This window comes from Citrobacter sp. TBCS-14, assembly GCF_005280805.1.
Lineage (GTDB): Bacteria > Pseudomonadota > Gammaproteobacteria > Enterobacterales > Enterobacteriaceae > Citrobacter > Citrobacter gillenii.
The window spans coordinates 130285-144467 of record NZ_SZWM01001020.1; the positions used below are offsets into that span (position 1 = coordinate 130285).

Consider the following 14183-nt stretch of genomic DNA (forward strand, 5'->3'; position numbering starts at 1 on the left):
GCTTAACCTGTAAAGGATATTCCATGAACAGCACAAAACTAGAATGGAAACGGGGTGACTGGGCGGCTTACTTTGGGCTGATGACCAACAACCTGACTAACCTGCTGACAATGATGGGGTTGCTCATCTTTGTCGTCGGGATTCCTACCGAAATTGTCTACGGCCGTATTGCGCCTGCCTTTGGTCTGGCGGTGCTGGTGGCCAGCGTCTGCTACGCCTGGTTTGGCCTGCAGATGGCAAAACAGACCGGACGTAAAGATGTGACGGCGCTGCCTTCCGGGCCGAGCGCCCCGTCAATTTTCACCGTCACCTTCCTGGTGCTGATGCCGGTGTATCAGCAAACCAAAGATGCCAACTTTGCTATCCAAATCGCGCTGGTGTGGTGTTTTGTCGAAGCGTTGATCCTGGTTGGTGGCTCGTTCCTTGGTGAGACCATCCGCAAGATGATCCCACGCACAGTGCTGCTCTCTTGTTTATCCGGCCTGGGTCTGCTGCTGCTGGCGATGAACCCGATGCTGCAGGCGTTTGAAGCGCCAACCGTATCGTTCATCGTGCTGCTGCTGATCTTCATTAACTGGTTCGGTAAGAAGCCGATTTTTGCCCGTATCCCTACCGGCCTGCTGCTGCTGATCGCCGGTACGGCATTGGCGTGGATCTCCGGCCTGCAAAGCCCGGAAGCGATCAAAGCGTCGATGTCTTCCTTTGGCTTCAATCCGCCGGAAATTCACGTCGACAGCTTCCTGCAAGGCTTGCCGCACGCACTGCCGTATCTGGCTTCTGCGGTTCCTCTGGGACTGGCGAACTACATTTTTGACCTTGAGAACATTGAAAGTGCGCACGCCGCAGGCGATGAGTACAACACCCGTAAAGTCATGATGGCGAACGGCTTTGCATCAATGCTGGGCTGCATGTTGGGTAATCCGTTCCCGGTTACCGTGTATGTCGGACACGCGGGCTGGAAAGCGATGGGGGCCAGTATCGGCTATACCCTCGCGTCGGGGATCACCATGTTCCTGGTGCCGCTGTTCGGTCTGGGGGCGTTTATGCTCGCCATTATTCCGATGACCGCGATCGTGCCGATACTGGTGTTTATCGGCGTGGTAACCGCTAACCAGGTGGTGCGAGAAACGCCCAAAGTTGAGGTGCCCGTCATCTTCATCTGTCTGTTCCCGTGGATTGCCAACTGGGCATTAACCATTGTGAACAGCGTGATGGGGGCGGCGGGAACGTCAGCGGCTAAACTCGGAACCGACCTGCTGCACAGTAAAGGCGTGTACTACGACGGGTTGGTGCACCTCGGTAGCGGCGCGCCGCTGGCCAGTATGCTGTGGGGCTGTATCGCCATCTTCGCCATTATCAACAAACCATTACGTGGGGCGATTGCCGCCGCCGGTGGGGCGCTGCTGTCGCTGTTTGGCGTGATCCACTCCCCGGCCGTTGGGTTTGCTGAAGGCAGTTCGCTGATGTTTGTCATGGCCTACCTGATGATGGGCGGGATGTTCGTGATAAAGCATGTGCTCGACAGCCGTGAAGCGGTGACTGCCCTTGAGCAGCAACCGACCAAAACCTCCTGAATCGCTTTGCTGTGGAAGATGACGCTATGAAAGAACTTGTGGTCGTTGCCATTGGCGGCAACAGCATTATCAAAGATAACGCCAGCCAGTCGATTGAGCACCAGGCTGAAGCCGTAAAAGCCGTTGCCGATACGGTGCTGGAGATGTTGGCATCGGACTACAACATTGTGCTGACGCACGGCAACGGGCCGCAGGTGGGACTCGATCTGCGGCGCGCAGAGATTGCCCACGAGCGTGAAGGCTTGCCGCTGACGCCGCTGGCAAACTGCGTCGCCGATACCCAGGGTGGCATTGGTTATCTGATCCAACAGGCGCTGAATAACCGTCTGGCGCGGCGTGGCGAACAAAAGGCGGTCACTGTGGTCACGCAGGTGGAGGTCGACAAAAACGATCCGGGATTTGCCAACCCCACCAAACCGATCGGCGCGTTTTTTAGCGACGCTCAGCGTGATGCGCTACAGCTGGCCAATCCGGGCTGGCGCTTTGTTGAGGATTCCGGGCGCGGCTACCGTCGGGTCGTCGCTTCGCCGGAGCCGAAGCGCATCGTCGAAGCCGAGGCGATTAAAGCACTGACCCAGCAAGGCTTTGTGGTTATTGGCGCGGGCGGCGGTGGGATCCCGGTGGTACGTAGCGATCAGGGGGATTACCAGAGCGTAGATGCGGTGATTGATAAAGATCTCTCCACCGCGCTGCTGGCGCAGGAGATCCGCGCCGACGTGCTGGTGATCACCACCGGCGTTGAGAAAGTGTGTATTCATTTTGGCAAGCCTGAGCAGCAGGCGCTGGACACCGTGGATATTGCAACAATGACCCGCTACATGCAGGAAGGGCATTTCCCGCCGGGCAGCATGTTACCCAAAATCGTTGCCAGCCTGACGTTTCTCGCCCGTGGCGGCAAACGGGTGATCATCACCACGCCGGAATGCCTGCCCGCCGCGCTGCGCGGTGAAACAGGCACCCATATTGTCCATTCCTGAAAGGAGATGCGAATGAAGGAAAGTAACAGCCGCCGTGAGTTTTTAAGCCAGAGCGGAAAAATGGTCACCGCTGCCGCGCTATTTGGCACGGTCGCTCCGGTCGCGTATGCTGCGGATCCTGTCGGGACAACCCGTTGCGCGAAGAACACGATGACGATTAACGATAAACACTACTACCTGGATAACGTCCTGCTGGAAGCGGGATTTGATTACGAAAACGCCGTGGTGGTGCATACCCGTACCGCACTGCAAACCGTAGAGATTCAGGACGGGAAAATTGTTGCGCTGCGTGAGAATAAGCAGCATCCGGATGTCACGCTGCCGCACTACGATGCAGGCGGAAAGCTGATGCTGCCCGCCATGCGCGACATGCACATCCATCTGGATAAAACCTTTTATGGCGGTCCATGGCGCTCACTCAACCGCCCGGCGGGCACCACTATTCAGGATATGATTCGCCTGGAGCAAAAGCTGCTGCCTGAACTGCAGCCGTATACGCAAGAGCGTGCGGAAAAGCTTATCGACCTGCTGCAATCAAAAGGTACCTCGATTGCCCGCAGCCACTGCAATATTGAGCCGGTTTCCGGGCTGAAAAATCTGGAGAATCTACAGGCGGTGCTGGCGCGTCGTCAGCCGGGTTTTGCCTGTGAGATCGTGGCATTTCCGCAGCATGGCCTGCTGTTATCGAAGTCTGAACCGCTGATGCGTGAAGCGATGCAGGCGGGGGCGCAGTACGTAGGTGGGCTGGACCCAACCAGCGTGGACGGGGCGATGGAGAAATCCCTCGATACCATGTTCCAGATTGCGCTCGATTACGATAAAGGCGTGGATATCCATCTGCATGAAACCAGCCCGGCAGGCGTGGCGGCGGTGAATTACATGGTGGAAACGGTAGAGAAAACCCCGCAGTTGAAGGGCAAGCTGACCATCAGCCATGCGTTTGCGCTGTCTACGCTGAACGAGCAGCAGGTGGATGAACTGGCGACCCGCCTGGTGGCGCAGCAAATTACCATTGCCTCGACGGTGCCGATTGGCACGATGCACATGCCACTGAAACAGCTACGCGACAAAGGCGTGGTGGTGATTACCGGCACCGACAGCGTGATCGACCACTGGTCGCCGTACGGGCTGGGGGACATGCTGGAAAAGGCCAATCTGTACGCGCAGCTTTATATTCGCCCTAACGAACTCAACCTGTCGCGGGCGCTGTTCCTTGCTACCGGCGATGTGCTGCCGCTCAACGATAAAGGCGAACGCGTATGGCCAAAAGCACAGGATGAGGCCAGCTTTGTGTTGGTGGATGCCTCCTGTTCTGCCGAGGCTGTCGCTCGAATTTCTCCCCGTACCGCAACCTTCCATAAAGGCCAACTGGTGTGGGGGAATGTGGCGAGCTAGTCAGGTTTCACGCGCAGCGGCAAAGGTCGCTGCGCGCTATTGTGACTCGTGTTACCCCACGATCCCCATATAACCATGAATGCCCATATATACGCCGACCATAGCAATCAACACACTGGAAAAATAGGGGGCTTTGCGCGCCAGCGTGTTAAATCCGCTCCAGCGTTTGGCTGCCTGCTGCACGCTGATGGCCGCGCCTACACCCACCGTAACCAGCGTTATTGCCAGACCGACGCTAAAGCACAACACCATGGTGGCCCCCAGCGTAAAAGCTTTGAGCTGGATGCAAATCAGCAATACGGTGATGGCGGCAGGGCACGGGATCAGCCCGCCGGTCAAGCCAAACAACAAAATTTGCCCGTTGGTAACCTCTTTACCCGCAAAGCGGCGCTGGATATCCGTGGCATGCGCCCGTTCGTGGGCATCCTGATACTCTTTTGAATCTTCAGCAAAGCCTGCCAGCGCGGCATGATCGTGTTCGTGGTGATGATCATGATGATGAGCGTCGTGGTGAGCATGATGATGGTGGTCATGGTCATGGTCATGGTGGTGATCATGGTGATGGTGATGATCGTGCCCGTGGTCGTGATGCGCGTCGGCCAGCCAGTTCTGCTCCCCGCGCCATGTGCGCCAGAACATCCACAATGCGGTACTCAGAATAATAATCGCCGAGACAAACTGTAACCAGGGTTCGACCGCCTGGGCGGTGAAGGCTTTGCTGATATACATCCCACCCAGCGCAATCAACCACACCACGGCGGTGTGCGACAGCGTCGCCGCCAGTCCCAGCATGACCGCCTGTTTGATGGTGCCTTTAATGGCGATGATAAAGGCCGCCATCATGGTCTTGGAATGCCCCGGCTCCAGGCCGTGCAGCACGCCCAATAAAATCGCACTGGGAATAAAGAACCAGGCGTTGCCCTGCTGAAGAAGCGTCGAAAATTCACCCATGAGAATGATTCTTAGTTGGCTTGTTTCGTCAGATTCTACTCCCCCCCAGTACCGAATACTACCCCCCAGTAGATCGGCACGGTATAGTACGTCATGATTTATGCAACGGGGACAGGACGATGTCACATACGATCCGCGACAAACAAAAGCTCAAAGCCCGCGCGAGTAAGATTCAGGGGCAGGTAGCCGCGCTGAAAACTATGCTTGATGAACCGCATGAATGCGCCGCCGTTTTACAGCAGATTGCGGCAATTCGCGGCGCGGTAAATGGATTAATGCGTGAAGTGATTAAAGGTCATCTGACCGAGCATATCGTGCATCAGGGTGATGAAATCAAGCGTGAAGAGGATTTGGATGTGGTGCTGAAGGTGCTGGACTCCTACATCAAATAATTCAGTTTAATGGCTCATCCACATAGTGGAATGAGCCGTTAAACAACACGTTCTAGCCAAAAAACATCACAGATACGCACAGCAGACCGACAATCAGGGTGATCAGATTGCCCACCGAGCGGTACGGCTTCAGGGCCGGGATCAGATAGGTAGACAACGTCGGCATGATGAACAAAATCATGGCGATCAGCGGCCCGCTAATCGCGTAAATCATTGAAATTGCATTTGGATTAATGCAGCAAATGATAAACGTGATGGTGGAGACCAGCATAATAGACAGGGCGCGGTTAAAGGCCCGGCTTTTCTTCACACCGACCTGGTGCAGCGACGTTTTGACCAACTCTGTCGCCCCTTCAATCACGCCAAAGTAGGTGCCGAGGAACGATTTTGACATCGCCACTACGGCGACGATGATCCCGGAAATCGACAGCCATGCGGGCGCGTTGGGCATCATCGACAGCGCGGACAGAATGGTCACACCCTCGTGCTTCGCATCTTCAATGTAATTTACCGGAATCGACATCAGACAGCTGAAGACGAAAAACAGCACGCTCAGGCAGATGATAACGTAGGCGACTTTCATGATTTTTTTGCATTTACCCATGGCCTGCTCGCCGTATTTCTCACGTCTGTCGATAGCAAACGTGGAGATAATCGGCGTATGGCTAAAAGCGAAAACCATCACGGGAATCGATATCCAGACCTGATGCAGCGTGTGCTGATCAAACGACATCTGGCCGGTGAGTAACGTTGGCTGCCAGCTTCCGGTCAGGTAGAGCGACAGAAACAAAAAGTAAGCGATCAGCGGGAATACCAGAAAACCCATCACCCGAATGGTGGCCTGGCGACCCATCAGAAAAATCAAATTCAGCACCAGCACTACGCCGAGACTGACCAGCATACGTACGCGGAGATCGATCTCGATATGTTTTGCCAGCTGTTCGGTGAGTGAGTTGGTGATCGCCACGGCGTAGATCAGCACCACTACAAAGAAGGCCACAAAATAGAGGGTGGTAATCAGGCTGCCTATCTTTTTGCCGTAATAGTGGGTGACTGCGCCAGTGATCCCTTCACCCGCTGAGGTTTTGGATGACAGAATAAACTGGCACAGCGCTTTATGCGGCCAGTAGGTTAAAGGCCAGGCGACGAGTGCGGTGATAAACAGCACCACCGCGCCAGCAGAACCCAGCTGTATGGGGAGGAAAAGGGTTCCTGCGCCGACGGCAGTCCCGTATAACGCGAAGCTCCAGAGAGTCTCTTCTTTTGACCAAATTTTCGACATTATTTGAACGTATCAACTATAAAATAAACAAAAAGAAGCGCAATTTACCACAAATGAGCGGGGCTGGGGGAGGTGTGAGCATGTGGGCGGGAGAAGGGATGAATAGCCGGAATGGAGATAATTCCGACTATTCATTGGATTATCAGGCAGTAACGCGCTGCTGGCGACGTTTCATTACGCGCTCGCGTAATGTGTCATACGCCCAGTTATAAAACATGGTGTACGGCAGGAAGAACAGGAAGAAACCAATTTCCAGGGTGAATGCTTGCAGCAGGCTGACGTTCAGCACATACGCCATAATGCTCACCCCAATCACAATAAACCCACTTTCAAAACCTAACGCGTGAAATGCGCGGACCTTAGCCGTACGTTTTACCAGGTGAGTCGGCCATAAGCGGTCAAACAGGGCGTTATAAATGATATTCCAGATCATCGCCGTGGTCGCCAGAAGTATGGTCAATCCGCCCATTTCCAGCACTGAGCGCTGCATCAACCACGCGGCGGTTGGCGCGAGAACGGCGGTGGCAATACCCTCAAAACAGACGGCGTGAAAAATACGTTCCATTAACGAACGGCGTTGGACTGTATCGTGTTGCATAATCTGAAACCTTCTTTGATGCCCGGATAACGGAATAGTGGTAATTTTATCGTTTTATGTGATATCTAAAAGATAGGATCCATCGATAAAGTAGATAGTTTATGCGCTACTCTCCTGAAGCATTAACGGCATTTGTTGAGACCGTCTCCTGCGGCTCATTTTCTGCGGCGGCGCGGCGGTTACGCAAAAGTCAGTCCACCATCAGCACGGCGATAGCCAATCTGGAAGCCGATCTCGGCTTTGCGTTGTTTGACCGCTCTTCACGTCAACCCACGCTCACCGAGCAAGGTAAGCGGATTCTTGGCTATGTGCAGGCGATTCTGTCGGCCAGCGAGCGGCTGGACGAGGCGGCGATTTCGCTGTCGGGTGCAACGGAAGCACGTCTGACTTTTGTGCTTTCGGACACCCTGCATCCGGATGTGTTGGAAGATTTGATGGTGCAGTTTGACCGACTGTTTCCGCACACCGAGTTTGAATGTCTGATTGGCGAAGATGAGGACGTAATCGATCTGCTGCAAAAGGGACGTGCGCAGGTTGGTCTCCTTGAAGCGCGCGAGGATTACCCCACGGACATGGGTGTCACACGCCTGCCGATGCAAACCTTGATGGGATTGTACGTGGCGGTTTCGCACCCGCTGGCGGCGCAGGAAAAACTGCAGTGGGAGCAACTGCGTACCTGGCGCGAGCTGCGGCTAAATACCTATCTGGAAAGCGGCACTAACGTGGCGCGCGGTCCGGTGTGGTCAGCGCCTAACTATTTATTGTTGCTCAGTATGGCGGTGCAGGGATTTGGCTGGTGTGCGCTGCCTTGTGCGCTGGTGGAGGAGTTTGCTGCGGAAAAACAGCTGGTACAGCTGAAAGTGCCTGGCTGGCCAAAGGCTATTTCTATCGACCTGCTGTGGAACAAGAAATCGCCGCCTGGCGTGGCGGGAAGCTGGCTACGCGATCACTTACAACAGGGTGGCGTTTCGATGATAGATAAATGATACACATTTCCTTTGTGATAAAACTCACCATTTTTTAAACAACTAAGATAACTATTCTTAACAATCATCTACTATTGCGCTGTCATTTTGCGCTGAGGTAGTGATGAAAGAGGTTGTGATAGTGGGGGCGTTGAGGACACCGATTGGCTGTTTCCAGGGTACGCTGGCACGCCACTCTGCCGTTGAGTTAGGCAGTATGGTGGTCAGGGCGTTAATGGAACGCACCGGGGTGGATGTTCACTCTATTGATGAAGTGATCCTCGGTCAGGTCCTCACGGCGGGGGCAGGGCAAAATCCGGCACGCCAGTCTGCCATTAACGGAGGACTCCCCAACACCGTTTCCGCCATCACCATTAACGACGTTTGTGGCTCGGGCCTGAAGGCGTTGCATCTGGCGACGCAGGCTATCCAGTGCGGTGAAGCCGACATTGTGATTGCCGGTGGACAAGAGAATATGAGCCGCGCCCCACATGTCCTGACCGACAGTCGCACCGGGGCGCAACTCGGTAATAGTCAACTGGTCGATAGCCTGGTGCACGACGGCTTGTGGGATGCTTTCAACGATTATCACATGGGCGTTACCGCGGAAAACCTGGCGCGGGAATACGGTATCAGCCGTGAATTACAGGATGCCTACGCGCTTCACTCGCAACACAAAGCGCGTATGGCGATCGATGCTGGGCGGTTTAAAGATGAAATTGTGCCCGTGGTCACTCAGCGTAACGGGCAATCGATAGTGGTGGATACCGATGAACAGCCGAGAACCGATGCCAGCGCAGAAGGGCTGGCGCGTCTGGATCCTACCTTTGATCGTTTGGGGTCCGTTACGGCGGGTAACGCGTCATCAATAAACGATGGTGCTGCTGCCGTGATGATGATGAGCGAAGCCAAGGCCCAAGAGCTGAACTTACCCGTGCTGGCGCGCATTCGTGCCTTTGCCAGCGTCGGGGTTGATCCTGCGTTGATGGGCATTGCGCCGGTGTACGCGACGCGACGTTGCCTGGAACGAGTTGGCTGGCAATTGGCGGATGTTGATCTTATCGAAGCCAACGAAGCGTTTGCCGCGCAGGCGCTTTCTGTCGGCAAAATGCTGGAGTGGGATGAACGCCGGGTGAATGTGAACGGTGGGGCCATTGCGCTCGGTCATCCGATTGGGGCGTCCGGCTGCCGTATTCTGGTTTCACTGGTCCATGAAATGGTGAAACGCCGGGCGCATAAAGGTCTGGCAACGCTGTGCATCGGCGGCGGTCAGGGTGTGGCGCTGGCCATCGAACGTGACTGATCCGCTCTAAATTAATCCTCTCAAATACGCCTTCCTGCCGCGCTGTCCATGCAAATGTGACAGCGCTCACCTGTTATATTTTGAAATAAGTAAAATCTATTCAGAAAAACTCTGAAGCAAAATCCTTCCTCTGATTTACCCTTTTCGCTTATAACTTAATTAATAATATAAAAGTGTATAATTATCACAGGTAATATAACTTGCGTTATTAACTGCGTGTTTTGTTGTATCTCATTGTTTTTAATGCAAATTGTTGTGATTAATACTTCTGCCATTCATTTTAAATAAAATGAACCGTGATCATGATCTTTGTTTTCGGGTTTTTAGATGATTTTTGTTTGATATTCATCACGCTGTTGTTGTCCATTTTTTTTGAAACAAATAATTACGATCATGATCACTAAAATAGTGGTGTTAAAAAAATAAAATGCAATTCCATAAAAAAGGAACATCATTTTAATTTGAGGGTAGCATATGTTTAAGAACACTCTGGTGCTTGCGTCTTTAATTGGTGCGTCATTTGCAGCGCAGGCTGTCACCGTTGACTTACGACATGAATATATTGATAGCGGGTCTAATGCTGATCGCGTGTCGGTGTCGCATCGTTTTGAAAATGGTTTAGGTTTTACCGTTGAAGCAAAATGGAAATCGGGCGGTGATAAAGCTGACCAGCCTTTTGCTGATGTAGTGGGTAACGGTCATGAAGACTCAATTAACTGGCGTTGGAAAGCAACCAGCAATATTGCGGTAACGCCAGGTCTGACACTTGAAAGTAATGACAGCCGCACCATCTACAAACCGAACCTGCACCTGCAGTACAGTTTTGAGAATGGTTTCTATGTAGCTACCCGCTATCGTTATGAATATACACGCTATCCTTCAAGCTCCAATAAAGAAGATGATAAGGTAAACCGTGGGGATGCGTGGGTTGGTTTTGTGCTGGGTGACTGGCGTACTGAGCTGAACTATGTTTACGCCAAAAGCACCGAAGGTGTCGCGCGTAATAATAATAAAACCTACTCCAATGAATATAATGCCAAGTTAGCCTATAAGTGGGATAAAAACTGGGCACCGTATGTTGAAGTCGGGAACGTGGGTGTGAAAACAACGGATGAGCGTCAAACTCGTTTCCGTATGGGCGTCGCCTATTCTTTCTAAATACCATCAATAGCTGGCGAAATACCCCGGAGATGTTGGCCGGGGTTTTCTGCTGCTTATTATTTATAGTCTTGAGCTTTTCTATTAATAAAAAAAGCCCTCCGCGAGGAGGGCAAGGCCAGTTACAGAAACATTAAATTAAAAACAGGGCACAATCATTTCGGGGACTACAGTTGAAACAGTTCTGGCTGCTCGGGCAGTTTGGCAATGTACAACGCCGGTTTGCCATCTTTGTCTGAGCTAAAAAGTACCGCGCGATCGTCTGGTGTAAACGACGGATGCGGGTGGGTGACCTGACGGCTGTTTGCCACGGTAGCCCAGGAAGTATCGTGGCGTGCGATGCGGAAACAGCTTTTCTTCGCTACATCAAATCCATACAGATAAGGGTCGTTATCGATGGTGTAACCGCCAGTATCCTTCACGTCTACCGGTGTACCTGAACCATCGCCGACCAGCAATGTACCATCAAAATTGCTCATTAAATGCGAGCAGGCAGGCATTAACATTACGGCTTCATTAACGCCGGTATCAGGATTGTAGCTGGAGATGGTGCGTCCTTGCTGACCTTTCAGGTACGAGACATAGACCAGCGCCGAGCCGTTCGGGACCCAAAATTCATGGGTGCAACTTTCACCCTGCGCATGATCTTTAACTTTACGCACGTTACTGCCGTCTTCATTGACCAGCCACATTCGTGCATCGACCAGATCGTGCGGACCTTCATGGCAGAAAGCGACGGTGTTATCGTCGAACGGACGGTAAATCGGATGACCCAGCCAGTTTTTCTCTTCGTGAATCACCGCGCTGTCGCCGGTACGTAAATCGACGCGCAGCAGTCGGCAGTGCGGGCCTTTATGGAAGAAGTCATGGAACAGCTGCCAGCTGTTTAACGGTGTCCAGTCGCTTTTAGCAATTTCGATACCGACCAGTTTTGTACAGTCGCTGTTGGCAACCCAGGTACCGTAGCCCACCCAGTCATCAGACACGCGGTACACTTCGCGTTCTGCCAACGTCTTGAGATTCACTTCCAGTAGGGTGCGGTCGTTTTTGACATAGTAGAGGGCGCTGTCGTCCGGCGATAAAAAACCGCCGAAGGTATTATCACCTGCGCCTTCGGTCAACTGAACGGCTTCGGCTTTGGCAAGATCCAGTAAATAGTAGTTCCAGTGACCATCAAACTCACCGGCGAACAGCAGGTGACTGCCATCATTAAAGAAGCATTTCTGATAGAAATAGTTTCGATGACAGGTTACTTCCGGTGGGGTCAGTCGGGTGACTTCCACGCCTGTATCCGGATCGCGGCTGATCTCATAGTTCAGCTTGACCCGCATGCCTTTAGCCATAATGCACTCCTTTTACCGTACGCAGGATTTCAGCAATCTGCGTCAGCACCCAGATTTATGATGAATTTAAAAACCAAGTGATAATTTATCAAAACAGTGTTTCATCATGTGTGATTGATGACGCAATTTGTAACAAAAAGCATAAGAAAGCATTTCTGCGGCGAGAGGTTGTTGAATGCTTTATCTCTACCTCCATGGAGTTATCATTTCTTATTATTTTACATCTATCTGTTTTATATGGTTTTTAAATCCAGTTGTTTTTTGTTATCTGCCGATTTTCCGTCGCTAGCGTGATCGCAACTACACTTTTGATAATAAGATGCAGAAAAAGTGAAACATCGTTTTAGTTGTAATTGAAAACGCGTTCCGGGAGAGATATCATTAACGCATTAGGAAAAACGGAACGACGTTTCGCTATCCGATAACGTATTCACGGTCAATTTATCACTGGAGGTAAATGTGGACGTAAGACAAAGTATCCACAGTGCGCATGCTAAAACCCTGGACACCCAGGCGCTGCGTAACGAATTTTTGGTAGAACAGGTATTTGTCGCAGACGAATACACCATGGTTTACAGCCACATCGACCGTATTATTGTCGGCGGGATTATGCCGGTGGCCAAAACCGTTTCCGTTGGTGGTGAAGTTGGCAAACAGCTGGGCGTAACGTATTTCCTCGAACGCCGTGAGCTGGGCGTGATCAACATCGGTGGTCCGGGCACGATTACCGTCGATGGTCAATGCTATGAAATCGGTCACCGCGACGCGCTGTATGTCGGTAAAGGTGCCAAAGAAGTGGTGTTTGCCAGCCTTGATGCGGCAACTCCGGCGAAGTTTTACTACAACTGTGCACCGGCACACACCGCGTACCCAACCAAAAAAGTCACGCCAGCAGACGTTGCGCCGGTGACGCTGGGCGATGATCTCACCAGTAACCGCCGTACCATCAACAAATACTTTGTGCCGGATGTTCTGGAAACATGCCAGTTGAGCATGGGTCTGACTGAACTGGCGCCGGGTAACCTGTGGAATACCATGCCGTGCCATACCCATGAACGCCGCATGGAAGTCTATTTCTACTTCAATATGGAAGAAGACACCTGTGTATTCCACATGATGGGGCAGCCTCAGGAAACGCGCCATATTGTGATGCACAACGAGCAGGCTGTTATTTCTCCAAGCTGGTCTATCCACTCTGGCGTGGGCACAAAAGCCTATACGTTTATTTGGGGTATGGTCGGCGAAAACCAGGTCTTTGATGACATGGATCACGTTGCAGTAAAAGATCTGCGCTAGTCGCGGGCGGCCACTCAGCCTGTCGGTGATGGGCACTATAAAAAATAAGGATTAACAATGATTTTGAATGCATTCTCTCTTGAAGGTAAAGTCGCCGTTGTGACAGGTTGTGACACCGGTCTGGGCCAGGGTATGGCGCTGGGTCTGGCGGAAGCGGGCTGCGATATCGTGGGTATCAACATTGTTGAGCCGACAGAAACTATCGAACGTGTTACTGCCCTGGGCCGTCGCTTTTTAAGCCTGACTGCCGACCTGCGTCAGATTGACGGTATTCCGGCACTGCTGGAGCGCGCGGTGGCAGAATTCGGCCATATCGATATTCTGGTGAACAATGCGGGTCTTATTCGTCGTGATGATGCGATCGATTTCAGCGAAAAAGACTGGGACGACGTCATGAACCTGAACATTAAGAGCGTATTCTTTATGTCCCAGGCGGCGGCGAAGCACTTCATCGCGCAGGGCAACGGCGGGAAAATTATTAACATAGCCTCTATGCTCTCCTTCCAGGGTGGCATCCGCGTGCCGTCTTACACCGCATCAAAAAGCGGCGTGATGGGCGTAACCCGCCTGATGGCGAACGAGTGGGCAAAACACAACATCAACGTCAATGCGATTGCACCGGGCTACATGGCGACCAACAACACGCAACAGCTGCGTGCTGATGAGCAGCGTAGCGCAGAAATCCTCGATCGTATCCCGGCAGGCCGTTGGGGTCTGCCTGACGATCTGAAGGGGCCAATCGTATTCCTGGCCTCCAGCGCATCTGACTACATCAATGGTTATACCGTTGCAGTAGACGGCGGCTGGCTGGCGCGTTAATTCCCTCTCCAGTATTAAAAAACCTGCCAACGGCAGGTTTTTTTTGGTTTTAAGTTATTTTAATCCATATTATGGTTATAAATTAATCCATAAATAATTTCATATGTATGAAACGGTAATATTTAATACT

13 protein-coding genes are annotated in these 14183 nt (G+C 52.3%); 9 read left to right on the forward strand and 4 right to left on the reverse strand.

Annotated features, from left to right (window positions below; all coding sequences use genetic code 11):
• Positions 1–23 precede the first annotated feature (23 nt).
• The 3 genes from FDX22_RS23310 to FDX22_RS23320 are packed head-to-tail and all read left to right on the forward strand — an operon-like array spanning position 24 to position 3946.
• Positions 24–1574, forward strand: a complete 1551-nt coding sequence (locus tag FDX22_RS23310; protein WP_096755820.1) for a xanthine permease — start codon at positions 24–26, stop codon at positions 1572–1574.
• Positions 1575–1600: 26 nt separating this feature from the next.
• Positions 1601–2551 carry a carbamate kinase family protein gene (locus tag FDX22_RS23315; RefSeq protein ID WP_115257552.1) on the forward strand — a complete coding sequence of 317 codons (951 nt, stop codon included), beginning with the start codon at positions 1601–1603 and terminating at the stop codon, positions 2549–2551.
• 12 nt (positions 2552–2563) lie between these two features.
• Positions 2564–3946 (forward strand): amidohydrolase family protein, encoded by a 1383-nt coding sequence (locus FDX22_RS23320; RefSeq protein ID WP_146717856.1) that lies wholly within the window; start codon positions 2564–2566, stop codon positions 3944–3946.
• 51 nt (positions 3947–3997) lie between these two features.
• Here the strand turns inward: FDX22_RS23320 and FDX22_RS23325 are convergent, their stop codons facing one another.
• Positions 3998–4897 (reverse strand): nickel/cobalt efflux protein RcnA, encoded by a 900-nt coding sequence (locus FDX22_RS23325; protein ID WP_146717857.1) that lies wholly within the window; start codon positions 4895–4897, stop codon positions 3998–4000.
• A 119-nt stretch (positions 4898–5016) separates the two neighbouring features.
• Here FDX22_RS23325 and rcnR point away from each other — a divergent pair, with 119 nt between their 5' ends.
• On the forward strand, positions 5017–5289 hold the full coding sequence (gene rcnR / locus FDX22_RS23330; protein ID WP_016154292.1) for a Ni(II)/Co(II)-binding transcriptional repressor RcnR: 273 nt from the start codon (positions 5017–5019) through the stop codon (positions 5287–5289).
• A gap of 52 nt (positions 5290–5341) precedes the next feature.
• On the opposite strand, the gene FDX22_RS23335 is transcribed toward rcnR, so the two are convergent.
• Positions 5342–6571, reverse strand: a complete 1230-nt coding sequence (locus tag FDX22_RS23335) for an amino acid permease (protein ID WP_135911457.1) — start codon at positions 6569–6571, stop codon at positions 5342–5344.
• A 142-nt stretch (positions 6572–6713) separates the two neighbouring features.
• On the reverse strand, positions 6714–7169 hold the full coding sequence (locus FDX22_RS23340; protein ID WP_115257555.1) for a multidrug/biocide efflux PACE transporter: 456 nt from the start codon (positions 7167–7169) through the stop codon (positions 6714–6716).
• A gap of 101 nt (positions 7170–7270) precedes the next feature.
• Between FDX22_RS23340 and FDX22_RS23345 the strand changes: the two genes are divergently transcribed.
• The 3 genes from FDX22_RS23345 (at position 7271) to FDX22_RS23355 (ending at position 10595) form a co-directional block, all read left to right on the forward strand.
• Positions 7271–8155: a LysR family transcriptional regulator gene (locus tag FDX22_RS23345; RefSeq protein ID WP_117343813.1), complete on the forward strand. Its 885-nt coding sequence runs from the start codon at positions 7271–7273 to the stop codon at positions 8153–8155.
• Between the two features lie 103 nt (positions 8156–8258).
• The gene (locus FDX22_RS23350) at positions 8259–9437 is read left to right on the forward strand and encodes an acetyl-CoA C-acetyltransferase (RefSeq protein ID WP_096755827.1); all 1179 of its coding nucleotides are present in this window, start codon (positions 8259–8261) and stop codon (positions 9435–9437) included.
• A gap of 474 nt (positions 9438–9911) precedes the next feature.
• Positions 9912–10595, forward strand: coding sequence for an oligogalacturonate-specific porin KdgM family protein (locus FDX22_RS23355; protein WP_096755828.1), 684 nt, complete (start codon positions 9912–9914; stop codon positions 10593–10595).
• A gap of 167 nt (positions 10596–10762) precedes the next feature.
• On the opposite strand, the gene FDX22_RS23360 is transcribed toward FDX22_RS23355, so the two are convergent.
• The gene (locus FDX22_RS23360; protein ID WP_096755829.1) at positions 10763–11938 is read right to left on the reverse strand and encodes an oligogalacturonate lyase family protein; all 1176 of its coding nucleotides are present in this window, start codon (positions 11936–11938) and stop codon (positions 10763–10765) included.
• A gap of 459 nt (positions 11939–12397) precedes the next feature.
• On the opposite strand from FDX22_RS23360, the gene kduI reads away from it, so the two are divergent.
• Together kduI and kduD are read left to right on the forward strand one after the other, a co-directional pair.
• Positions 12398–13234, forward strand: coding sequence for a 5-dehydro-4-deoxy-D-glucuronate isomerase (kduI, locus tag FDX22_RS23365; protein ID WP_096755830.1), 837 nt, complete (start codon positions 12398–12400; stop codon positions 13232–13234).
• Positions 13235–13291: 57 nt separating this feature from the next.
• Complete coding sequence (gene kduD / locus FDX22_RS23370) at positions 13292–14053, forward strand: 2-dehydro-3-deoxy-D-gluconate 5-dehydrogenase KduD (protein ID WP_096755831.1); 762 nt, start codon at positions 13292–13294, stop codon at positions 14051–14053.
• Positions 14054–14183: the final 130 nt, after the last annotated feature.